Here is a 23,425-nt window from a genome sequence, read left to right on the forward strand (position 1 = left end):
GCATGGGAGACCGCCATGAGCATTCCGCGGCACTTGCGTTACACCTGGGATCACGAGTGGCTGGTCGTGGACGAGGGCAACGCCACCGTCGGCATCACCGCGTTCGCGGCGCAGGCCCTCGGCGACGTCGTCCACCTCCGACTGCCCGAAGTCGGCACCTGGGTCGAGGCGGGGGAGAGCTGTGGCGAGATCGAGTCACTGACAGCCGTCAGCGGCCTGTACGCCCCCGCCTCGGGCCGGGTCCTGGAAGTCAATGCCGCGCTGGCCGACGACCCCGGCATCGTCACGGCCGCTCCCTACACCGTCGGCTGGCTGTTCCGGCTACGGGTCGAGAACATCGCCGGCGCACTGTCCGCAGATGCCTATGCCGCCCACTGCGCCCACACACAAGGAGACCGCCGATGACCCTGTTCAACCAGCCCCTGCACGAGCTCGACCCCGAGGTCGCCGCCGCGGTCGACGCCGAGCTGGAGCGCCAGCAGTCCACCCTCGAGATGATCGCCTCCGAGAACTTCGCGCCGGTCGCGGTTCTGGAGGCGCAGGGCTCGGTCCTGACCAACAAGTACGCCGAGGGCTACCCCGGCCGCCGCTACTACGGCGGCTGCGAGCACGTCGACGTCGCCGAGCAGATCGCCATCGACCGCCTCAAGGAGCTGTTCGGCGCCGAGTACGCCAACGTCCAGCCGCACTCGGGCGCCTCGGCCAACCAGGCCGCGCTGTTCGCGCTGGCCCAGCCCGGTGACACGATCCTGGGGCTGGACCTGGCGCACGGCGGCCACCTCACCCACGGCATGAAGATCAATTTCTCGGGCAAGCAGTTCAACGTGGTCGCGTACCACGTGGACTCCGAGACGGGTCTGGTCGACATGGCGGAGCTGGAGCGGCTGGCCAAGGAGCACCGCCCGAAGGTGATCATCGCCGGGTGGTCGGCGTACCCGCGGCAGCTGGACTTCGCCGCCTTCCGCCGGATCGCCGACGAGGTCGAGGCGTACCTGTGGGTGGACATGGCGCACTTCGCGGGTCTGGTCGCGGCGGGTCTGCACCCGAACCCGGTCGAGTACGCGGACGTGGTGACGTCCACGACGCACAAGACGCTGGGCGGGCCGCGCGGCGGCATCATCCTCGCCCGCAGCAAGGACTTCGCGAAGAAGCTGAACTCGTCCGTGTTCCCGGGGTTCCAGGGCGGCCCGTTGGAGCACGTGATCGCGGCCAAGGCGGTGTCCTTCAAGGTCGCCGCTTCGGAGGAGTTCAAGGAGCGTCAGTGCCGTACGGTCGAGGGCGCGAAGAGCCTCGCCGAGCGGCTGACGGCCGCCGACGCCCGTGAGGCCGGCGTGAACGTCCTGTCCGGCGGCACGGACGTCCACCTGATCCTGGTCGACCTGCGTGAGTCCGAGCTGGACGGCCGGCAGGCCGAGGACCGCCTGCACGAGGTCGGCATCACGGTCAACCGCAACGCCGTCCCGAACGACCCGCGCCCGCCGATGGTCACGTCGGGCCTGCGCATCGGCACGCCCGCCCTCGCCACCCGCGGCTTCCAGGCCGAGGACTTCGCCGAGGTCGCGGACGTCATCGCCGAGGCGCTGAAGCCGTCGTACGACGCGGAGGCGCTGAAGGCCCGGGTGAAGGCCCTGGCCGACAAGCACCCCCTCTACCCCGGCCTGTAACCGACACCTCCCGCAGGGGCGTGCCCGTGACCGCTCGGCACGCCCCTCCAATCCCTCGGAGTATGGCGTGGCAATCAGCGTCTTCGACCTGTTCTCCATTGGCATCGGCCCGTCCAGTTCGCACACCGTCGGCCCGATGCGTGCCGCCGGGATGTTCGTCGCCCGGCTGAAGCAGGACGGCGTGCTCGCCCAGACCGCAGCGGTGCGGGCGGAGTTGTTCGGCTCCCTCGGTGCTACCGGCCACGGCCACGGCACCCCCAAGGCGGTGCTGCTCGGTCTTGAGGGCAACGAACCGCACACGGTCGACGTCGCGCAGGCCGACCTGGACGTCGAGCGGATCCGCAGCACCGGGCGCATCCGTCTCCTCGGTGCCGAGATCGGCCCGGCCCACGAGATCGACTTCGACGTCTCGACCCAGCTGGTTCTCCACCGCCGGCGCTCGCTGCCGTACCACGCCAACGGCATGATCCTCTTCGCGTACGACGCCGACGGTGTGCCGCTGTTGGAGAAGACGTACTACTCGGTGGGTGGCGGCTTCGTCGTCGACGAGGACGCGGTCGGCGCGGATCGGATCAAGCTCGACGACACCGTGCTGCCCCATCCGTTCCGCACGGGTGACGAGCTGCTGCGGCTCTCCCGGGAGACCGGTCTGTCGATCTCGGCGCTGATGCTGGAGAACGAGAAGGCCTGGCGAACCGAGGAGGAGATCCGCGCGGGTCTGCTGGAGATCTGGCGGGTCATGGAGGCCTGCGTCTCCCGAGGCCTGGGCCGCGAGGGCATCCTCCCCGGCGGACTGAAGGTCCGTCGCCGGGCCGCGGCGGCGGCCCGGGCGCTGCGCAGCGAGGGCGATGCGGCGGGCCGCGCGATGGAGTGGGTGACCCTCTATGCGATGGCGGTGAACGAGGAGAACGCCGCGGGCGGCCGGGTCGTGACGGCCCCCACGAACGGCGCGGCGGGCATCATCCCCGCCGTACTGCACTACTTCCTCGACTTCGTGCCGGGCGCCGACGAGGACGGCATCGTCCGCTTCCTGCTCGCCGCGGGCGCCATCGGCATGCTCTTCAAGGAGAACGCCTCCATCTCCGGCGCCGAGGTCGGCTGCCAGGGCGAGGTCGGCTCCGCCTGCTCCATGGCCGCCGGTGGTCTCGCCGAGGTGCTCGGCGGCAGCCCCGAACAGGTGGAAAACGCCGCCGAGATCGGCATGGAACACAACCTCGGTCTCACCTGCGACCCCGTCGGTGGCCTCGTCCAGATCCCGTGCATCGAGCGCAACGGCATGGCCGCGGTTAAGGCCGTGACCGCCGCCCGTATGGCCCTGCGCGGCGACGGCCGTCACCACGTCTCCCTCGACAAGGTCATCAAGACCATGAAGGAGACCGGCGCTGACATGAAGGTCAAGTACAAGGAGACCGCCCGCGGCGGCCTCGCCGTCAACGTCATCGAGTGCTGAGGCGGCGGACGGAGCTCCGGGGCGCCGGACGAGGAGCGGAACGACGTCCACCGACAGAACCGGGAGTGAGGCCATGGGGCGGGTCACCGAGCGACGGCGCGTGCTGCGGATCCGGGACGGTGCGCTGAGCACGCGCCCCGACACGCTGGTCGCGGAGGAGCCACTGGAGATCCGGCTGGGCGGCAAGCCGCTGGCGATCACCATGCGCACGCCCGGGGACGACTTCGCGCTCGCCGCCGGATTCCTGGTGAGCGAGGGCGTCGTGGGCCGGGCCTCGGATGTGGCGAACATCGTGTACTGCGCGGGCGCCACGCGTGGGGGTCCCTCCCGCTCGAGCGAAGTCGAGAGTGGGGGAGGCTCGAACACGTACAACATCGTCGACGTGCAGCTTGCCCCCGGCGTGCCGGTACCTGACATCACGCTTGAGCGAAACGTGTACACCACGTCGTCGTGCGGCCTGTGCGGGAAGGCCAGCCTGGACGCCGTACGGACCACGGCGTGGTGGCCGATCGCCGACACACCCCCGGTCCGAGTCGCCCCCGAACTGCTGGCGATCCTGCCCGACCGACTTCGGGCCGCGCAGCGGGTGTTCGACCGCACCGGTGGGCTGCACGCCGCCGGACTGTTCTCACCCGAGGGCGAACTGCTGGACCTGCGGGAGGACGTCGGTCGGCACAACGCCGTCGACAAGCTGATCGGCCGCGCGCTGCAGTCCGGCGAACTGCCGCTGTCCCGGAGCATTCTGCTGGTGTCCGGGCGGGCGTCCTTCGAGCTGGCGCAGAAGGCGGTGATGGCGGGCATTCCGGTGCTGGCGGCGGTCTCGGCGCCGTCCTCCCTCGCCGTGGACCTGGCGGCGGAGACCGGGCTCACGCTCGTCGGCTTCCTGCGCGGCGGCTCCATGAACGTGTACGCGGGCGAGCACCGCCTCGACCTGCATGCCGAGCCCATGGCCGGAGGGCCGGCGAGGTGAACCAGTACATGACCCGGCTCGAAGGGCTGCAGGACAGCCGTGCCCACGGCAGCACGCTCGTCGGCCCGCCCCGGGTGCGGCCACCCGACGCCCACGGCCGCCCCCGCCGCGTCGCGATGCTCAGCGTGCACACCTCACCGCTGCACCAGCCCGGCACCGGCGACGCCGGCGGAATGAACGTCTACATCGTCGAGCTCGCCAAGCGCCTCGCCGCCATCGACATCGAGGTGGAGATCTTCACCCGGGCCACTTCGGCCGCGCTCCCGCCCAGCGTCGAACTCGCGCCCGGCGTCCTGGTACGGCACGTGGACGCCGGACCCTACGAGGGCCTCGCCAAGGAGGACCTCCCCGCCCAGCTGTGCGCCTTCACCCACGGCGTGACGCAGGCCTGGGCCGGCCACCACCCCGGCCACTACGACCTGGTCCACTCCCACTACTGGCTCTCCGGCCACGTCGGCCGGCTCGCCGCCGAGCGCTGGGGCGTCCCGCTCGTCCACGCCATGCACACCATGGCCAAGGTCAAGAACGCCTCCCTCGCCGAGGGCGACACCCTCGAGCCGACGGCCCGTGTGTTCGGCGAGACACAAGTCGTACGGGCCGCCGACCGGTTGATAGCGAACACCGAGAAGGAAGCGGACGAACTGCTCCGGCACTACGACGCCGACACCGGCCGGGTCGCCGTCGTCCACCCCGGTGTCGACCTGGAGCGCTTCCGGCCCGACGCCCGTGGTGTCGAGGCCGGCCGGTCCGCGGCCCGATCCCGCCTCGGGCTGCCGCAGGACGCGCTCATACCGCTGTTCGTGGGCCGCATACAGCCGCTGAAGGCGCCGGACGTCCTGCTGCGCGCGGTGGCCCGGCTGCTGGAGGAGCGGCCGTGGCTGCGTGAGCGGATCGTGGTGCCGGTCGTGGGAGGGCCGAGCGGCAGCGGCCTGGCCAAGCCGGAAGGGCTGCAGAAGCTGGCGGCCTGCCTCGGCATCTCGGACGTCGTGCTGTTCCGGCCACCGGTCGTCCAAGACCAGCTCGCCGACTGGTACCGGGCGGCGTCCGTCCTGGTCATGCCGTCCCACAGCGAGTCCTTCGGTCTGGTGGCCGTCGAGGCGCAGGCCTGCGGCACCCCGGTGATCGCCGCAGAGGTCGGTGGCCTGCCGGTGGCAGTACGAAACGGGGTGAGCGGCGTTCTCGTACCAGGGCACGATCCAGCGCACTACGCGCGGGCGCTGTGCGGCTTCGCCGACGACCCGGCCCGCTCCGCCCGCATGAGCGAGGCCGCGGTCCGGCATGCCCGTTCCTTCGGCTGGGCCACGGCCGCAGCGGCGACGGCGGATGTGTACACGGCGGCCCTGCACGAGCGTCGGCTTCACCGAATCTCGTGATCGAGCAGGGGGGGGCGGCGCTCCGTGTCGTCGCCGCCGAACTGCAGCAGCCGCCCCTCGCGCTTCCAGCGGGTGAAGTCGTGCAGCGTCTGCAACTGAGCACAGTTTCGAGTGAATGATCCACTGTCAACCTGGGCAGGGACTGGTAGAAGGCTTGGTAGTCGGCTCAGTGTGATGCTGCCGCTGGTTGGCAAAAGCACAGGTCGACAGCAACAAGAGGTGACAACCAGTGGCCGTGGTCACACCTGCCGGCATGGCGGCTGATCCGGGGCTGTTCACTCCACGGTCGGTGACCTGGCAGATGCACGGCGACCCCATGATGTGGGTCGCCGGAATCCGCGCGCTCTACCTCCAGGCGCTGCACCCGCGCGCGGTGCGCGGCGTCATGCAGAACTCCGACTTCCGGCGCGACGCCTGGGGGCGGCTCATGCGCACCGCGAACTTCGTCGGCACCACGACGTACGGCACCACCGAGGCCGCCGAGCGGGCGGGCGCCCGGGTCCGGAAGATCCACAGCATGCTCACGGCGACCGATCCGGAGACGGGTCAGGAATACGGGATCGACGAACCCGACCTGTTGCTGTGGGTGCACTGCGCCGAGATCGACTCCTACCTGCACGTCCTGCGCCGCTCCGGCTACCCGCTCACCGACGCCCAGGCCGACCGCTACATCGCCGAACACCGGGTCAGCGCCCGCCTGGTGGGCCTCGACCCGGCCGCCGTACCCGCCGACCGGGCGGAGATGGCCGCCTACTTCGTGAAGGTGCGGCCCGAACTCACCGCCGGACCCGAGGCGCGGGACGTCGACGACTTTCTGCGCCGGCCGCCGACGCACCCGCTGCTGGTACCGGCGCGCGAGCTGCTGTGGCGGCGCGTGGCCGGACTGGCGTACGCCTCCCTGCCGTCGTACGCCCACGAGCTGTACGGGCGTGCGGCCCCGGCACCCGCGACCGTCACCCGCCACCTGCGGCTCACCGGCACCCTGCTGCGTGCCATTCCCGCCCGGGTGCGCTGGCAACTCCCGCCCCAGCACATCCTGCGGGCGATGGCGCGACTCGGCCCCGACGCCCGCCCGGCACCGTACAAACTCGAACCACAGGTCGCCATACTGGACGGGCCAGGGGAGGGCGCGGCGGACAGCGACGGGGGCGACGGCACGCGATGGGGGAGACCAGGCTGATCCAGGGCCGGTACCGGCTGCTGGACCTGATCGGGCGCGGGGGCATGGGCGAGGTGTGGCGGGCGCGCGACGAGTCGCTCGGCCGGCACGTCGCCGTGAAGTGCCTCAAACCCCTCGGCCCGCACCACGACCAGTCCTTCACCCGGGTGCTGCGGGAAAGGTTTCGCCGCGAGGCCCGGGTGGCCGCCGCGCTTCAGCACCGCGGCGTGACCGTCGTCCACGACTTCGGCGAGTCCGACGGCGTCCTCTTCCTCGTCATGGAACTGCTGCAGGGCCGCAACCTCAGCCAGCTCCTGGAGGACAACAAGCACCATCCGCTGCCCGTACCCGACATCGTCGACATCGCCGATCAGGTGGCCGCGGCCCTCGCCTACACGCACCGGCAGGGCATCGTGCACCGGGATCTGAAACCCGCCAACATCGTGCGCCTGACCGACGGCACGGTGAAGATCTGCGACTTCGGCATCGCCCGCCTCGGGGCCGACATCGGCTTCACCTCCCGGCTGACCGGCACCGGTGTCGCGATGGGCACCCCGCACTACATGTCGCCGGAGCAGATCGGCGGGGACGAGGTCGACCAGCGCAGCGACCTGTACTCACTGGGGTGCGTGCTGTACGAACTCGCCACCGGCGTACCGCCGTTCGACCTCGACGACGCCTGGGCGATCCTCGTCGGCCACCGCGACACGCCGCCCGCGCCACCGCGCACCCACCGTGCCGAGCTGCCGGCCTACCTCGAGCAGATCATCCTGGACCTGCTGGCCAAGCTTCCGGAGCAACGTCCGCGCGACGCCGCCGAGCTGGGGCGCAGGATCAGCGCGGGCCGTAGCACGCCTGGTTACGTGCCGACGGTCGTCACCGCGCAGCCCGAGCCGGCGGCCTCCGAACCGCGGCTGCCGTCCTGGACCCGCGGCATGACCACCGGCCACAAGGCGGCCGGCGCCGCGCTGCGCACCACACCGCCGGACGCCGGTGCCGCGCTCACCAGCGAGTGGATCGCCCGCCCCGGCACGGAGCGCATCCCCACCCGCGTCCCGGCCACACCACCGACCCCGTCCACCGAGGTGCTCACCGCGCTGGCCGGCCGGCACAACGCGGGTCTGAGCCTGGGGCGGCTGGGCCGCTGGGCCGAGGCGGGCGAAGTGCACCGAGCGGTCGCCGCCGAACGCGAGCACCTCCTCGGCCCGGACCACCCCGACACCCTCGCCAGCCGCTACGAGATCGCCTTCGCCCTCAGCCGCACCGGACGCGCGGCGGACGCGCTGCGCGAGTACACGCACGTCGCCCGGGCCCGGGAACGCGTGCTCGGCGCCGACCACGCCGACACCCTCGCCGCCCGGCAGGAAACGGCCTACGTACTGGGCCAGTTGGGGCGGCCCTTCGACGCGCACCAGGAGTACACGCGGGTGCTCGCCGCCCGGGAGCGCACGATGGGCCCCGACCACCCCGACACCCTGCGCTGCCGGCACAACCTCGCCTTCAACCTCAGCAGGCTGGGCCGCCTGGAGGACTCGTACCGCATGGCGTCGGATGTCGCCGCCGCCCGCGCCCGGGTCCTCGGCCCCGACCACCCCGACACCCTGGTCACCCGCTACGAGGTCGCCTACGCACTGGGCCAGTTGGGCCGCTGGCCGGAGGCGCTGGAGACCTACCGCGAGGTCGCCGAGGCCCGCGCCCAGGCCCTCGGCCCCGACCACCCCGACACCCTCGCCGCCCGCTACGAGATCGGCATCAGTCTCGGCCGCCTCGGCCGCAGCACGGACGCGCTGAAGCTGTACCGCGACCTGATCGACGACCGCACCCGTGTGCACGGCCCCGACCATCCCGAGACCCTGCGCGCCCGGCACGGCCTCGGCGTCAACCTCGGCCGCCTCGGACGCTGGGAGGAGGCCCTCGCCGAGTCCCGCGACGTGTGTGCGATCCGCGAACGCGTCCTCGGCCCGGACCACCCGGACACCCTGGTCAGCCGCCGTGAGGTCGCGGTCGGCCTGGGCTGGCTCGGCCGCTGGGCGGACGCGCTGGCGGAGTACCGCGCGGTGGCCGCCGCCCGCGAACGCGTCCTCGGCCCGGACCACCCCGACACCCTCGCCAGCCGCAACGACGAGGCCCACTGCCTGGAACAGCTCGGCCGCGGACAGGAGGCGGTCGAGCTGTACCGCAGGGTCGCGGTTCTGCGCCGACAGGGGGCGGCCGGCGACGCCTGATCCGCACCGCCCGCTCTGGCCCGCTCTGGCCGAGGCGGATCACCCCGTGTTACGAAGAGCCATGCCTGCACACGAGGGACATCGCGCATACGACGCCGTCATCGTCGGCGGCGGCCACAACGGCCTGGTCGCCGCCGCCTACCTGGCCCGGGCCGGCCGGTCGGTCCTGGTGCTGGAACGGCTGGACCACACCGGGGGCGCCGCCGTCTCCACCCGCCCCTTCCCCGGCGTCGACGCCCGGCTGTCGCGCTACTCGTACCTGGTCAGCCTGCTCCCGCAGAAGATCGTCCGGGACCTCGGCCTGGACGTCCGCCTGCGTACCCGCACGATCTCCTCGTACACGCCCGTCGAGCGCGGCGGCCGCCCGAGCGGCCTGCTCGTGGGCGGCGGCGAGCAGCGGACCCGGGCGGCCTTCGCCCGGCTGACCGGCGGCGAGCGCGAGTACGAGGCCTGGCAGCGCTTCTACGGCAGGACCGCACGCGTCGCCCGAGCCGTGTTCCCCACGCTGACCGAGCCGCTGCCCACCCGTGACGAGCTGCGCCGCCGGATCGACGACGCGGATGCCTGGCGGATGCTCTTCGAGGAGCCGATCGGCGTCGCCGTCGAGGACCACTTCGCCGACGACCTGGTCCGGGGCGTGGTCCTCACCGACGGACTGATCGGCACCTTCGCCGACGCCCATGACGCCGGACTCCGGCAGAACCGCTGCTTCCTGTACCACGTGATCGGCGGCGGCACCGGCGACTGGGACGTACCGGTCGGCGGCATGGGCGCCGTGACCGGCGCGCTGACAGACGCGGCCCGCGGGGCGGGCGCCGTCATCGCCACCGGGCACGAGGCGCTGCGGATCGCCACCGACGGCAGCACCGCCGAGGTCACCTACCGCACCCACGACGGGGAAGGCGTCGCCGTCGCCCGCCATGTCCTGGTGAACGCCTCGCCGCAGGAACTGGCCGCGCTCACCGGCGACACCCCGCCCGCCCCCGCAGAGGGCGCCCAGCTGAAGGTCAACATGCTGCTCAAGCGGCTGCCACGACTGCGCGACACGTCGGTGGATCCGCGCGAGGCGTTCGCCGGCACCTTCCACATCGCCGAGGGATACGAGCAGCTGGCCACCGCGTACGCCCAGGCCGCGGCCGGTGAACTGCCCGCCGCCCCGCCGTCCGAGATCTACTGCCACTCCCTGACCGACCCGACGATCCTCGCCCCGGACCTGGTCGAGCAGGGCTACCAGACCCTCACCCTGTTCGGCCTGCACACCCCCGCCCGCCTGTTCGCCCGGGACAACGACGCCGTGCGCGACGCGCTGCTGAAGGCGACCGTCGACCAGCTCGACGCCCACCTGGTCGAGCCCCTCGCCGACTGCCTGGCCACCGACGCCGACGGCCGGCCGTGCATCGAGGCCAGGACCCCGCTCGACCTGGAACGTGACCTGCGGCTGCCAGGTGGCAACATCTTCCACCGCGAACTGTCCTGGCCGTACGCCCAGGAAGGCACCGGCCGCTGGGGCGTGGAGACCCGGCACGCCAACGTGCTGCTGTGCGGGGCGGGCGCGGTGCGCGGCGGCGGGGTCAGCGGGGTGCCCGGGCACAACGCGGCGATGGCGGTGCTGGAGGGAGCCGACGGCTTCGCCGGGTGACGCCCGATGCAGAGAGGGCCGCGACGGCTGCGCTGTGTGATGCCCGGGGCGGACGGGGCGGAACGGACCGGGCTTGATGGCGGTCGCGGAGCGCGGGATGCTCGTACACATGGTGACGTCGCCGCGCGACGAAGCGCGAGCGGCCACAGCCGGTGACGCCATGGCGGTGGTCGATACGCGCGGCATCGTCACGGGCTGGAGCGAAGGGGCACGCCTGCTCACCGGGTACACCGCCGAGGAGGTGACCGGCCGGCCGGCCGCCGACCTCGTGGACGGCGACGCCGGCTCCGCCTGGCGCGACCTGCGCCGCACGGGCGCCGCCGTGATGGCCGTACGGCACCGGGACGGGCGCCGCACGGAGCTGGCGCTGCGCATCTGTGCACTGGCGGGAGCCGACGGACAGCCGCAGGAGCATGTGATCACCGCGACGCCGGACGAGCAGGCGCGGACGCTGGGCGAGCTGGTGTTCCGGCAGGCGTCCGTGTCGATGTCCGTCTTCGACACCCAGCAGCGGTACCTGCGGATGAACGACGTGGCCTGTCAGGTCATGGGCAGGCCGGAGGCGGAGTTCCTGCACCGCTACTTCCCGGACACCGTCGAGGACGCCGAGCACAGCCGCGGATTCCTGCACCATCTGAAGAAGGTGGTGGACACCGGACAGCCGGTCCACTACGAGAGCTGGACGCGCGCTCCGTCCGGACGGCGCATGCACGCGTGGAACATCGAAATGTGGCCCGTGCGGGATGACTCCGGTGAACTGATCGGCACCGCCCTCGCGGCGTTGGACAGCAGTGAGCAGCACTGGGCGCGACAGCGGCTGGCCATGCTGAACGAGGCCGCGGCCGGCATCGGCACCAAACTGGACGTCGTCCACACCGCCCGCGAACTGGCCGAACTGGTCGTGCCCCGGCTCGCGGACTTCGCCAGCGTCGACCTGCTGGACTCGGTGATCCAGGGCGAGGAACCCGCCGTGGGCGCGGTGGACTCCGCGGTGGAGTTGCGCCGGGTCGCACACCACTCCCTCACCACCGGGGTGCCGGAGGCGGTGATCCACCTCGGCGCGGTGGACGTCTATCCACCGCAGTCACCTCCGGCTCGTGCGCTCGCCACGGGCGACCCCGTCGTCAGCCGGACCGGAGAGGGCGATCTCGACGCATGGCTCGCGCGGCACGACGCACGCCACGCCGCCCTGCAGGACGCGGGGACCGCCGAGTTCTCGCTGATGGCGGTACCGCTGGTCGCCCGCGGTACGACGCTGGGGGTGGCCGTCCTCGTCCGCACGCTGACCCCGGAGGCTCCCGACGCCTTCGACCGCGACGACGTGTCGCTCGCGCAGGAGCTGGCCAGCCGCGCGGCCGTGTGCGTGGACAACGCCCGTCGCTACACCCGGGAGCGGACCACCGCGCTCGCGCTGCAACGCAGTCTGCTGCCGCAGGTAGTGACGGGACAGGCCGCGGTCGAGGCCGCCTCCCGCTATCTGCCCGCGCTGTCCCAGGCGGGCGTCGGCGGGGACTGGTTCGACGTGATCCCGCTGTCCGGGACCCGGGTCGCGCTGGTCGTCGGGGACGTCGTCGGCCACGGCATCCACGCCTCCGTGACCATGGGACGACTCCGTACGGCGGTGTGGACGCTGGCCGACGTCGATCTGCCGCCGGACGAACTCCTCACCCACCTGGACGACCTGGTCGGCCATCTCGCGGGCGACGAGCACCAGGCCGCCGGAGAGATCGCGGCGACCTGCCTGTACGCGGTGTACGACCCGGTGTCCCGGCGCTGCACCGTCGCCGCCGCCGGGCATCCGCCGCCCGTCCTGCGGTGCCCGGACGGGACCGTCGAGGTGATCGAGATGTCGGCCGGGCCGATGCTCGGCGTGGGCGGACTGCCGTTCGAGGCCACCGAACTGGAACTGCCGGAAGGCGCCATCCTGGCCTTGTACACGGACGGGCTCGTCGAGGCCCGTGATTTCGACGTGGACGCGGGCACGGCCGAACTGTGCGCCGCGCTGGCGGCACCGGCCGACAGTCTGGAGGACGTCTGCGACACCGTGCTGCGCTCGCTCCTCCCCGACACCCCCGTCGACGACGTGGCCCTGCTGGTCGCCCGCACCCGTGCCCTGGACGCCGACCAGGTGGCCGTCTGGGACCTGCCGGCCGACCCGGCTCAGGTCGGCACCGCGCGGCAGCGAGCCACCGAACAGCTGACGCGCTGGGGGCTTGACGAGACCGCGTTCGTCACGGAGCTGGTGGTCAGCGAACTGGTCACCAACGCCATCCGCTACGGCGGCGCCCCCATCCAGCTGCGCCTCATCCGCGACCGCACGCTCATCTGCGAGGTCTCCGACGCGAGCAGCACCTCACCGCATCTGCGCAGGGCCCGCATCTACGACGAGGGCGGCCGAGGACTGCTGCTGGTCGCGCAGCTCACCGAACGCTGGGGCACCCGCCCGAGCGGCACGGGCAAGACCATCTGGGCGGAACAGGCACTGCCGACGGGGTGAGCCGGGACCTTCCCGGGCCGTCAGTCTGCGGAAGCGGCCCAGCCCGTCGCCGTGATGCGGGCCGCGTCGGCAGGGCGCGCCTCGTCGAAGAGGACGGTGCGGCCGGCCTCGACCCGCAGGGCGTCGACGTAGGCGCCACGGCCGACGTACAGCCGGTCGGTGGTGTACCGCCAGCGCAGCGCGAGCCGTGGGGCCGGCGGGAGGTCCGCCGTGAGCCGGTGCCAGACGCGTCCCGACCATCCGGTGGCCAGCCCGGCCGGGTGGGCCTCGGGTTCCTCGCCGTGGCGTGCCGTCGTGAACGGGACCGGCTGCCAGGTGTCGCCGTCGTCCGCGGAGGACTCGAGGACGAGCGCGTCGGCCCGAGGTTCCGTGTCCCACCACAGGGCGCAGCGCAGCCGTGCCCCGCCCAAGGACGTGTCGAGTGCGGGCAGCGTGAGGGTTGCGGTGGTCGCGCTCGCCATCCCGGAGTACCAGGCGGTACGTCCCCGCGCCGGGCGGACCGGTACGGCGCGCGCCAGGTTGTTCGCGGCGGCGACCCGGGGCGCGGAACCGGAGCGCCAACTGCGCACGGGGTGCACGGAGTTGCCGAGGACGACGAGGAACGAGTCGGTCGTCGGGTCGAGGACGAGTGAGGTGCCGGTGAAGCCGGTGTGTCCCGCCGTGCGCGGGGTGGCCATCGCGCCCATGTACCAGTGCTGGTAGAGCTCGAAGCCGAGGCCGTGCTCGTCCCCGGGGAAGGCGGTGTTGAAGTCGGTGAACATCAGCTCCACGGACTCCGGCTGCAGGATGCGCTCCCGGCCGTAGCGGCCGCCGTTGAGCAGCGTGCGGCCCAGCACGGCCAGGTCCCACGCGTTGGAGAACACCCCCGCGTGGCCCGCGACACCGCCGAGGCTGAAGGCGTTCTCGTCGTGCACCTCGCCCCACACCAGGCCACGGTCCAGCCCCGACCAGGGCTTTCGGGCGTCCTCCGTGGCGGCGATCTTCGGCTTCCAGGAGGCGGGCGGGTTGAAACGAGTGCGGTGCATCCCGAGTGGAGCGGTGATCTCGTCGTGGAGCAGGGCATCCAGAGTGCGAGCGGTGATCTTCTCCAGGACGAGCTGGAGGGAGATCAGGTTGAGGTCCGAGTAGAGGTAGGTGGTCCCCGGTGCGCTGAGCGGCGCCTCGTTCCAGATGAGCCGGAGCTTCTCCTCGTAGCTCGGCGCGTTGTACAGCGGTATCCACGCACGGAATCCCGAGGTGTGCGTGAGCAGTTGACGGACCGTGATGTCCTGCTTGCCCCCGCCCGCGAAGTCCGGCAGGTACGAGGCGACCGCCGCCTCCAGTTCCAGCGTCCCCCGCTCGATCTGCTGCACGGCGAGGATGGAGGTGAACAGCTTGGACACGGACGCGAGGTCGAAGACGGTGTCCTCGGCCATCGGGATCTGCTCCCCGGCCGGGAACTCGACGCCGGTGTCGGTCTTCTCGTCGTACGCGGCATAGCGCACCGCCATCCCGATCGGCTCGTGCAGCGCCACGACCCCGCCGCGCCCGGCGAGCAGCACGGCACCGGCGTACCAGGGGTACTTGGGCGAGGGGCCGAGGGACTTCTCGGCGTCGGCGACGAGTTGGCGCAGGTGGGCGGGCAGCAGCCCCGCGCGTTCGGGCGAGCCGTGGCGCAGGGTCGGGTGGCTCGAGCCCGCCAGGGCGGCCGCGGCCGGTCCCGCCGGGAAGGGTGCCAGGGCGAGGGCGCCGCCCAAGGCGAGGGCCTGCGTTCCCAGTTGACGGCGCGTGAGCCCGGTCGTCATCTCTTCGCCCATCGAGGACCCTCCCGTACGCAGGCTGAAAGTATCTTTCCGGGATCGCCTTGCGGAGTGAAACTTTCCTGTCAGGCGCGGGATGTGTCAATGGGGCGTGCGGTCCCTGTGGGGTGACCAGAAATCTGACGCCACGTCAGAAAACCTCTTCCGTCGTCCGCCGGGCTGCGGCATCCTGCGCCCATGCAGACGGAGCTGAGCAAGAAACTGGGAGTCGAGTACGCCGTCTTCGGCTTCACGCCGTTCCCCGCCGTCGCCGCTGCCATCAGCCGGGCCGGCGGCTTCGGAGTGCTCGGCGCGGTCCGCTACACGGCCCCCGACGACCTCAAGCGCGACCTCGACTGGATCGAGGCCCACGCCGAGGGCAGGCCCTACGGCCTGGACGTGGTCATGCCCGCGAAGAAGGTGGAGGGCGTCTCCGAGGCCGACGTCGAGGCGATGATCCCGCAGGGGCACCGGCAGTTCGTGGCGGACACCCTCGCCAAGTACGGAGTGCCGGAACTCCCGGACGGCGAGGCATCGGGATGGCGCATCACCGGCTGGATGGAGCAGGTCGCCCGCACCCAGCTCGACGTCGCCTTCGACTACCCGATCAGGCTGCTCGCCAACGCCCTCGGCTCACCGCCCGCCGACGTCATCGCCCGCGCCCACGACCGGGGCGTGCTGGTCGCCGCGCTCGCGGGCAGCGCCCGGCACGCACGCAAGCACAAGGACGCCGGCATCGACATCGTCGTGGCCCAGGGGTACGAGGCGGGCGGCCACACCGGCGAGATCGCCTCCATGGTGCTCACCCCCGAGGTCGTCGACGCCGTCGGCCCGCTGCCCGTGCTGGCCGCCGGCGGCATCGGCAGCGGACAGCAGGCGGCCGCAGCGCTCGCCCTCGGCGCCCAGGGAGTGTGGACGGGTTCCATCTGGCTGACCACCACCGAGGCCGACCTCCACTCGCCCGCCCTGACCCGCAAACTGCTCGCCGCAGAGTCCGGCGACACCGTCCGCTCCCGCGCCCTGACCGGAAAGCCCGCCCGCCAGCTGCGCACCGAGTGGACCGACGCCTGGGACGACCCCGCCGGACCGGGCACCTTGCCCATGCCGCTGCAGGGCCTGCTGGTCGCCGACGCGGTGTCGCGCATCCAGAGGTACGAGGTGGAACCGCTGCTCGGCACGCCGGTCGGTCAGATCGTCGGCCGGATGACCAGCGAGCGCAGCGTCCAGGCCGTCTTCGACGACCTCACCCGCGGCTTCGAGCAGGCCGTGGACCGCATCAACCGCATCGCCGGAAGGAGCGGCCAGTGACGAGCACACCCCCTGCCGGTTTCTGGGCCCAGGCCACCCAGGACCCCGGCCGCACGGTCCTGATCGCGCCGGACGGCGAGCAGTGGACCGCCGGACGTCTGCACGCCGCCGCCAACCGCCTCGTCCACGGCCTGCGCGCGGCCGGGATGGAACGCGGCGACGCCTTCGCCGTCGTCCTCCCCAACTCGGCCGAGTTCTTCACCGCGTACCTGGCCGCCACCCAGGCCGGCTTCTACCTCGTCCCAGTCAACCACCACCTCGTCGGCCCCGAGATCGCCTGGATCGTCTCCGACTCCGGCGCCAAGGTCCTCCTCGCCCACGAGCGTTTCGCCGGACAGGCCCGCCGCGCCGCCGACGAGGCCGGCCTCCCGCCCACCCACCGGTACGCCGTCGGCGAGGTCGAGGGCTTCCTCCCGTATGACCGACTCCTCGAGGGGCAACCGGAGTCGGCACCCGCCGACCGCACCCTCGGCTGGGTCATGAACTACACCTCCGGTACGACGGGCCGCCCGCGCGGCATCCGGCGCCCGCTGCCCGGCAAGCTCCCCGAAGAGGCCTACCTCGGCGGCTTCCTCGGCATCTTCGGCATCAGGCCCTTCGACGACAACGTGCACCTGGTCTGCTCGCCGCTCTACCACACGGCCGTCCTCCAGTTCGCGGGCGCGTCCCTGCATATCGGGCACCAGCTGGTCCTCATGGACAAGTGGACCCCGCAGGAGATGCTCCGCCTCATCGACGCCCACCGGTGCACGCACACCCACATGGTCCCGACCCAGTTCCACCGGCTGCTGGCCCTCCCCGAGGACGTGAAGGCGCGCTACGACGTCTCCGCCATGCGGCACGCCATCCACGGCGCCGCGCCCTGCCCCGACCATGTGAAACGGGCCATGATCGACTGGTGGGGCGACTGCGTGGAGGAGTACTACGCGGCCAGCGAGGGCGGCGGCGCCTTCGCCACGACCGAGGACTGGCTGAAGAAACCCGGCACCGTCGGCAAGGCCTGGCCCATCAGCGAACTCGCGATCTTCGACGACGACGGCAACCGGCTCCCGCCCGGTGAACTCGGCACCGTCTACATGAAGATGACCACGGGCGGCTTCAGCTACCACAAGGACGAGGCGAAGACGCGGAAGAACCGCATCGGCGACTTCTTCACCGTCGGCGACCTCGGCGTGCTCGACGAGGACGGCTACCTCTTCCTCCGCGACCGCAAGATCGACCTCATCATCTCCGGCGGCGTCAACATCTACCCCGCCGAGATCGAGTCCGCCCTGCTCGCCCACCCCGCCGTCGCCGACGCCGCCGCCTTCGGCATCCCGCACGACGACTGGGGCGAGGAGGTGAAGGCCGTCGTCGAACCGGCCCCGGGCCACGAGCCGGGCCCCGCCCTGGCCGCCGCCCTGCTCGACCACTGCGCCGCACACCTCGCCGGCTACAAACGGCCCAAGAGCGTCGACTTCATCGCCGAGATGCCCCGCGACCCCAACGGCAAGCTGTACAAACGGCGGCTGCGGGAGCCGTACTGGGAGGGGCGTACGCGTCCCGTGTGAACGGCGACGGCCCGTGCAGGCGCCAGGGTCATCGTCGATGACATTTTTCTCGGCGGAGCGGCATCCCAGTAGCGGTGGCAGAAGGCTCCGGGCGGACTCACTGATCCGGCGGAGGATACAGCCAATGCCGCAGCAGGCGGCTCAGCCGTGGCATCACCAGGTACGTCAGCGTCGGCAGCAGCACCAGCGGGAAGACGGCGGCCCGCAGTGGCAGGGGCCAGGCGTCCGTGTGGGGCGTCACCAGCCACTGGATCAGCACTGTGAACGGATAGGCACCCAGGAACGTGGTGAGCACCATCTTCCAGCGGGGCGGGGCCTGCACGGTGGTACCGGGCAGACTGAACCAGGTCTCCATCCCGGACGTCGACTGCCGTTCGCTGCTGATCTCCGTGGCGACGTCCGCGATCCGTGCGTGCCATTCCGCCCGTTCGTCCGACCCCAGCCACGCGGCCAGCCGATGCGGATCGGACCAGCGCAGCACCGCGTGGAAGCGGTGCCCCTTCTCGGGACGCAGCCACGAGACGCCCTCGTTGCCCGGGAACCGTCTGGCGCAGCGGGTGATTCCGTGCGCCCACTCCTCGAACTCCTGCTCCCGACCGGGGCGCACCTCCCAGGTGAGGACCGTGGTGACCGGCTCGCCCCGCCGTACTTCGGTGGTGCTCATGCTCACCACGTGTCCCACGTACGGCGCGGGTCATGCCTCGTGGCCGTGAGCGATCAAGGTGCCGGCAGTCATCGTGAGGGCAGAATCGACGGGCGGGCGGCTTGACCTCCCTCGGCGGTCGCCCGAGGATCGGGTGCCATGACGCCCGGACACGGCAGCACGGTCGACGGGGTGCTGCGGCGCAGCGCCCACCGCACCCCGGCACGCGTCGCGGTCGACTTCCGCGACCGCCGCTGGACGTACGAGGAGCTCGACGGCGCCGTCTCCCGGGCGGCGAGCGTCCTCCTCGACCGGGGACTCACCCCCGGCGACCGGGTCGGCGCCTACGGCCACAACTCCGACGCCTACCTCATCGCCTTCCTTGCCTGCGCCCGCGCGGGCCTGGTGCACGTGCCGGTGAACCAGAACCTGACCGGCGACGACCTGGCGTACATCGTCGGCCAGTCGGAGAGCTCCCTGGTCCTCGCCGACCCCGACCTGGCAGGCCGCCTGCCGGACACCGTGGACGTGCTGCCGCTGCGGGACGCGGACGACTCGCTGCTGAGCCTGCTGCCCGCGGCGGCGCCGTACGACGGGCCGGAACCGCGCAGCGAGGACCTGACGCAGCTGCTGTACACCTCCGGTACGACGGCCCTGCCTAAGGGCGCGATGATGACGCACCGTGCCCTGGTGCACGAGTACCTCAGCGCGATCACCGCCCTCGACCTCAGCGCCGGCGACCGGCCCGTGCATGCGCTGCCGCTGTACCACTCGGCGCAGATGCATGTCTTCCTGCTGCCCTACCTGGCGGTCGGTGCGACGAACATCATCCTCGACGCGCCGGACGGCGACCGGCTCTTCGACCTGATCGAGGCCGGGCGCGTGGACAGTGTGTTCGCCCCGCCCACCGTGTGGATCGGCCTGACCAACCGTGCCGACTTCGCCACCCGCGACCTGAGCGGGCTGCGCAAGGCGTACTACGGCGCCTCGATCATGCCGGTCCCCGTCCTGGAACGCCTGCGCGAACGCCTCCCGAAGCTCGCCTTCTACAACTGCTTCGGCCAGAGCGAGATCGGCCCCCTCGCCACCGTCCTCGGCCCCGACGAGCACAAGGGCCGCATGGACTCCTGCGGTCGGCCGGTGCTCTTCGTGGACGCCCGGGTGGTCGACGAGAACGGCAAGGACGTGCCCGACGGCACGCCGGGCGAAATCGTCTACCGCTCCCCGCAGTTGTGCGAGGGCTACTGGAACAAGCCGGACGAGACCGCCGAGGCCTTCCGCGACGGCTGGTTCCACTCCGGCGACCTCGCGGTACGCGACCAGGACGGCTACTTCACGATCGTCGACCGGGTGAAGGACGTCATCAACTCCGGTGGTGTCCTGGTTGCCTCACGCCAGGTCGAGGACGCCCTCTACACCCACGAGTCCGTCGCCGAGGTCGCCGTCGTCGGCCTGCCCGACGAGAAGTGGGTCGAGGCCGTCACCGCGGTCGTCGTACCCCGCAGTGAGGTCACGGAGGCCGAACTCATCGCCCACGCCCGCGAGCGGCTCACCTCCTTCAAGGCGCCGAAGCGCGTGGTGTTCGTGGACGCCCTGCCACGCAACGCCAGCGGGAAGATCCTCAAGCGGGACCTGCGGGACCGTCTCGCCGACGACTGAGGCTCAGCGCGGGGCCACGCTCGGTGGCGCGTCGCGGCGGAAGCGGAAGTGTGTTGCGGAGATCGGTCCCAGGCCCGGATGATCGGCACCATGCCCACCTTCACCGCACCCGACGGCACCCGGCTCGTCTACCACTCGCGCGGTGACGGCGAGCCGCTCGTCGTCCTGCCCGGCGGGCCCATGCGGGCCTCCACCTACCTCGGCGACCTGGGCGGGCTCACCGCGCACCGTCGGCTGGTCCTGCTCGACCTGCGCGGCACCGGGGACTCCGCGGTGCCGGCGGATCCGGCGACGTACCGCTGCGACCGGCTGGTGGGCGACGTGGAGGCGCTGCGGATCCACCTGGGGCTGGAGCGGATGGACCTGCTCGGCCACTCGGCCGGCGGCAGCCTGGCGATGCTGTACGCGGCCCGTCATCCCGAACGGGTGGCACGGCTGGCGCTGATCACCGCGACGCCGTGGGCACTGGGCCTGCCCGCGACGGACGAGGACCGGCTGACCGCGGCGCGGCTGCGGAAGGGCGAGCCGTGGTTCGCGGAGGCCTTCCCGGTGTTCGAGCGCTGGCTGGCGGGCGACGGCGACTTCGACCCGGTGTTCCTGCCCTTCTTCTACGGCCGTTGGGACGACACGGCCGCCGCGCACGCCGCGCTCGAGGAGGAGCAGACCAACGACGAGGCAGGGGAGACGTACGGCTCCGACGGTGCCTACGACCCGCCCGCCACCCGCGCCGCCCTCGCCGCAGTGACCGCCCCCGTTCTCGTGTACGCCGGTGAACTCGACGGCGGCCCCCGCCCCGAGCTGGCGCGCTGCGCCGCCGACGTCTTCCCGAACGCCGAGTTCACCGTCCAGCCGGGAGCGGGGCACTTCCCGTGGCTCGACGACCCGCAACGGTTCGTCCGACGCACGGCCGCCTTCTTCGACGGCGCCTGACGCCCTAACAGTCCGCCGCCACCGCCACCTCGCGCGCCCACCGGTAGTCCGCCTTGCCGCTCGGTGAGCGGCGGATGGACTCCGTGATCACCAGCTGACGCGGGATCTTGTACCCGGCCAGATGGTCCCGGCAGTGGGTCTGGATGTCCTCCAGGGACGGGGTCGGCGCGCCCTCGCGCAGCTGGACGACCGCCGCGACATGGCTGCCCCACCGGGCGTCCGGAACGCCGGCCACCAGCGCGTCGTACACGTCCGGATGGGACTTCAGGGCCTGCTCGACCTCCTCCGGGTACACCTTCTCGCCCCCGGTGTTGATGCACTGCGAGCCACGGCCCAGCACGGTCACCACGCCGTCCTCGTCGACGGTGGCCATGTCGCCGAGGAGCACCCATCGCTCGCCGTCCTTCTCGAAGAAGGTCTCGGCGGTTTTCGCCGGGTCGTTGTAGTAGCCGAGCGGCACATGGCCGCACTGGGCGATCCGGCCCACCTCGCCGACGGCCACCGGCTCGTGCGTGGCCGGATCGACCACCTGCGTACGGGAGTTGACGCGGATGCGGAAGCCGCGCTCGGGGCCGGAGTCGTCGGTGGCCGTGCCGTTGAAGCCGGATTCCGAGGAGCCGAAGTTGTTCAGCAGCATCACCTGCGGGACGAGGGTGAGGAACTGCTGCCGGACCGTCTCCGACATGACCGCGCCGGACGACGACACGCTGAACATCGAGGAACAGTCCGTCCCCTTCATGGGTCCGGCGAGCGCGTCGATGAGCGGGCGCAGCATCGCGTCGCCGACCAGCGACATGCTGGTGACCTTCTCCCGCTCGATGGTCCGCAGCACCTCCTCGGGCACGAACTTGCGGTGCAGCACGACCCGTTGTCCGAAGTTGAAGCCGATGAACGCGGTCAGGGTGGACGTGCCGTGCATCAGCGGAGGAGCGGGGAAGAAGGTGATGCCTGAACCGCCCGCCGCGACGCGCTCGGCCAACTCCTCCGGCTTCTTCACCGGCTCACCGGTCGGCGCTCCGCCGCCCAGCCCGGAGAAGAACAGGTCCTCCTGCCGCCACATCACACCCTTGGGCATCCCGGTCGTGCCGCCGGTGTAGATGATGAACTGGTCGTCGCCCGAGCGCGCCGGGAACCCGCGCTCCGGTGAGCCGGCGGCCTCGGCCTCGGTGAACGGCACCCCCAGCGAGCCCCCGGTTCCCACCCGCACCAGATGCCGCACCTTCTCCGCCCGTGGCAACGCCGCCGCCACCCGGTCCGTGAACTCCGCGTCGAAGACCAGGGCCACCAGATCGGCGTCCCGGTAGAGGTAGACCAACTCCTCTTCCACGTAGCGGTAGTTGACGTTGACCGGCACGATCCGAGCCTTGAGGCAGCCGAGCACCGTCTGGAGGTACTCGACACCGTTGTACAGGTGGAGTCCGAGGTGCTCGCCGGGGCGGATCCCGCTGTCGAGCAGGTGGTGGCCGATGCGGTTGGCGGCGGCGTCCAGTGCGGCGTACGTCAGACGGCGCTCCGCACCCGTGCCGGGATGGTCGAGGTACACGAGCGCCTCGCGGTCCGGCACCACGTCCACGACCGACTCGAACAGGTCGGCAAGGTTGTACTCCACCGCTCCTCCTGACCTCGCTGCCCCGCGGTTGCCGGTCATCAGAGCAAAGGGCGGCACAACTGTGAAGGGTCCGCGCACAGAAATCTGACTGACTGTCAGAAAACCCTTGAAGTGCTTCCCCGCCTCCTGCAACCTGTTCTCGTTCCTGCGGACGGAGGACACCCATGGGTGGCACCGAACACCTCACCGTGCAGCGCGAAGGCGCCACGCTGGTGCTCACGCTCAACCGGCCCGACGCCAAGAACGCGCTCTCGCTTCCGATGCTCGTCGGCCTGTACGACGGCTGGGTCGAGGCCGACGAGGACGAGACGGTCCGCTCGATCGTGCTGACCGGAGCGGGCGGCGCGTTCTGCGCGGGCATGGACCTCAAGGCCCTGGCCGGGAAGGGCATGGCCGGGCAGCAGTACCGGGACCGGCTCGAGGCCGACCCCGACCTGCACTGGAAGGCGATGCTGCGGCACCACCGCCCCCGCAAACCCGTGATCGCCGCCGTCGAGGGCCACTGCGTCGCGGGCGGCACCGAGATCCTCCAGGGCACCGACATCCGGGTCGCGGGCGAGTCGGCGACCTTCGGCCTGTTCGAGGTCCGGCGCGGGCTGTTCCCGATCGGCGGCTCCACGGTCCGGCTGCAACGCCAGATCCCGCGCACCCACGCCCTGGAGATGCTGCTCACCGGACGCCCGTACAGTGCCCGGGAGGCCGCGGACATCGGCCTGATCGGGCAGGTCGTCCCCGACGGCACGGCGCTCGGCAGAGCCCTGGAGATCGCCGCACAGATCAACGCCTGCGGTCCGCTCGCCGTCGAGGCCGTCAAGGCCTCGGTCTACGAGACGGCCGAGATGACCGAGGCCGACGGGCTTGCCGCGGAACTCGCCCGCGGCTGGCCGATCTTCGACACGGCGGACGCCAAGGAGGGCGCCCGTGCCTTCGCGGAGAAGCGGCCGCCCGTCTACAAACGAGCCTGAGGAGCC

At 71.7% G+C, this 23,425-nt stretch carries 17 protein-coding genes and 1 pseudogene; 15 read left to right on the forward strand and 3 right to left on the reverse strand.

Annotation, left to right across the window (positions count from 1 at the left end; genetic code table 11):
• Window positions 1-15: 15 nt before the first annotated feature.
• The 9 genes from gcvH to ACFVJQ_RS27670 all read left to right on the forward strand — a co-directional run bounded on the left by gcvH (window position 16) and on the right by ACFVJQ_RS27670 (window position 12,977).
• Window positions 16-405: a glycine cleavage system protein GcvH gene (gene gcvH / locus ACFVJQ_RS27630; protein WP_385514992.1), complete on the forward strand. Its 390-nt coding sequence runs from the start codon at window positions 16-18 to the stop codon at window positions 403-405.
• Window positions 402-1,664, forward strand: coding sequence for a serine hydroxymethyltransferase (gene glyA, locus ACFVJQ_RS27635; RefSeq protein ID WP_385514991.1), 1,263 nt, complete (start codon window positions 402-404; stop codon window positions 1,662-1,664). Before gcvH ends, glyA begins: the two co-directional genes overlap by 4 nt.
• A gap of 67 nt (window positions 1,665-1,731) precedes the next feature.
• Window positions 1,732-3,114 (forward strand): L-serine ammonia-lyase, encoded by a 1,383-nt coding sequence (locus ACFVJQ_RS27640; protein WP_385514990.1) that lies wholly within the window; start codon window positions 1,732-1,734, stop codon window positions 3,112-3,114.
• A gap of 73 nt (window positions 3,115-3,187) precedes the next feature.
• Window positions 3,188-4,084 (forward strand): formate dehydrogenase accessory sulfurtransferase FdhD, encoded by an 897-nt coding sequence (fdhD, locus tag ACFVJQ_RS27645; protein ID WP_385787915.1) that lies wholly within the window; start codon window positions 3,188-3,190, stop codon window positions 4,082-4,084.
• Between the two features lie 8 nt (window positions 4,085-4,092).
• Window positions 4,093-5,457: a D-inositol-3-phosphate glycosyltransferase gene (gene mshA, locus ACFVJQ_RS27650; protein ID WP_385514988.1), complete on the forward strand. Its 1,365-nt coding sequence runs from the start codon at window positions 4,093-4,095 to the stop codon at window positions 5,455-5,457.
• 253 nt (window positions 5,458-5,710) lie between these two features.
• Entirely contained in the window at window positions 5,711-6,637 is a 927-nt protein-coding gene (locus tag ACFVJQ_RS27655; protein WP_385787919.1) for an oxygenase MpaB family protein, read from the forward strand.
• Window positions 6,619-8,841 (forward strand): tetratricopeptide repeat protein, encoded by a 2,223-nt coding sequence (locus ACFVJQ_RS27660; protein ID WP_385787922.1) that lies wholly within the window; start codon window positions 6,619-6,621, stop codon window positions 8,839-8,841. Before ACFVJQ_RS27655 ends, ACFVJQ_RS27660 begins: the two co-directional genes overlap by 19 nt.
• A gap of 61 nt (window positions 8,842-8,902) precedes the next feature.
• The gene (locus tag ACFVJQ_RS27665; RefSeq protein WP_385787925.1) at window positions 8,903-10,480 is read left to right on the forward strand and encodes a phytoene desaturase family protein; all 1,578 of its coding nucleotides are present in this window, start codon (window positions 8,903-8,905) and stop codon (window positions 10,478-10,480) included.
• A 109-nt stretch (window positions 10,481-10,589) separates the two neighbouring features.
• Entirely contained in the window at window positions 10,590-12,977 is a 2,388-nt protein-coding gene (locus ACFVJQ_RS27670) for a SpoIIE family protein phosphatase (RefSeq protein ID WP_385787928.1), read from the forward strand.
• 20 nt (window positions 12,978-12,997) lie between these two features.
• Here the strand turns inward: ACFVJQ_RS27670 and ACFVJQ_RS27675 are convergent, their stop codons facing one another.
• Window positions 12,998-14,773, reverse strand: coding sequence for a serine hydrolase (locus ACFVJQ_RS27675; protein ID WP_385787931.1), 1,776 nt, complete (start codon window positions 14,771-14,773; stop codon window positions 12,998-13,000).
• Between the two features lie 180 nt (window positions 14,774-14,953).
• Between ACFVJQ_RS27675 and ACFVJQ_RS27680 the strand changes: the two genes are divergently transcribed.
• The 3 genes and pseudogenes from ACFVJQ_RS27680 to ACFVJQ_RS27690 all read left to right on the forward strand — a co-directional run.
• A complete protein-coding gene (locus ACFVJQ_RS27680; RefSeq protein WP_385514982.1) occupies window positions 14,954-16,063 on the forward strand; it encodes a nitronate monooxygenase in 1,110 nt (369 codons plus the stop codon).
• Window positions 16,060-17,613 (forward strand): acyl-CoA synthetase, encoded by a 1,554-nt coding sequence (locus ACFVJQ_RS27685; RefSeq protein ID WP_385787934.1) that lies wholly within the window; start codon window positions 16,060-16,062, stop codon window positions 17,611-17,613. Before ACFVJQ_RS27680 ends, ACFVJQ_RS27685 begins: the two co-directional genes overlap by 4 nt.
• A gap of 3 nt (window positions 17,614-17,616) precedes the next feature.
• Window positions 17,617-17,682 (forward strand): annotated as a pseudogene (locus ACFVJQ_RS27690) (chloramphenicol phosphotransferase); the annotation flags it as partial.
• Between the two features lie 28 nt (window positions 17,683-17,710).
• Here ACFVJQ_RS27690 and ACFVJQ_RS27695 read toward each other — a convergent pair.
• Window positions 17,711-18,277, reverse strand: a complete 567-nt coding sequence (locus tag ACFVJQ_RS27695; RefSeq protein ID WP_385787937.1) for an antibiotic biosynthesis monooxygenase — start codon at window positions 18,275-18,277, stop codon at window positions 17,711-17,713.
• A 138-nt stretch (window positions 18,278-18,415) separates the two neighbouring features.
• Here ACFVJQ_RS27695 and ACFVJQ_RS27700 point away from each other — a divergent pair, with 138 nt between their 5' ends.
• Both ACFVJQ_RS27700 and ACFVJQ_RS27705 read left to right on the forward strand, forming a co-directional pair.
• Entirely contained in the window at window positions 18,416-19,915 is a 1,500-nt protein-coding gene (locus ACFVJQ_RS27700; RefSeq protein ID WP_385787940.1) for an acyl-CoA synthetase, read from the forward strand.
• A 90-nt stretch (window positions 19,916-20,005) separates the two neighbouring features.
• Window positions 20,006-20,845: an alpha/beta fold hydrolase gene (locus ACFVJQ_RS27705; RefSeq protein ID WP_385787943.1), complete on the forward strand. Its 840-nt coding sequence runs from the start codon at window positions 20,006-20,008 to the stop codon at window positions 20,843-20,845.
• 4 nt (window positions 20,846-20,849) lie between these two features.
• Here the strand turns inward: ACFVJQ_RS27705 and ACFVJQ_RS27710 are convergent, their stop codons facing one another.
• On the reverse strand, window positions 20,850-22,454 hold the full coding sequence (locus ACFVJQ_RS27710; protein ID WP_385514977.1) for an acyl-CoA synthetase: 1,605 nt from the start codon (window positions 22,452-22,454) through the stop codon (window positions 20,850-20,852).
• A gap of 164 nt (window positions 22,455-22,618) precedes the next feature.
• On the opposite strand from ACFVJQ_RS27710, the gene ACFVJQ_RS27715 reads away from it, so the two are divergent.
• Window positions 22,619-23,419: a crotonase/enoyl-CoA hydratase family protein gene (locus ACFVJQ_RS27715; RefSeq protein ID WP_385787946.1), complete on the forward strand. Its 801-nt coding sequence runs from the start codon at window positions 22,619-22,621 to the stop codon at window positions 23,417-23,419.
• Window positions 23,420-23,425: the final 6 nt, after the last annotated feature.

The organism is Streptomyces sp. NPDC127197, assembly GCF_042672405.1.
Classification (GTDB): Bacteria; Actinomycetota; Actinomycetes; order Streptomycetales; family Streptomycetaceae; genus Streptomyces; species Streptomyces flavusporus.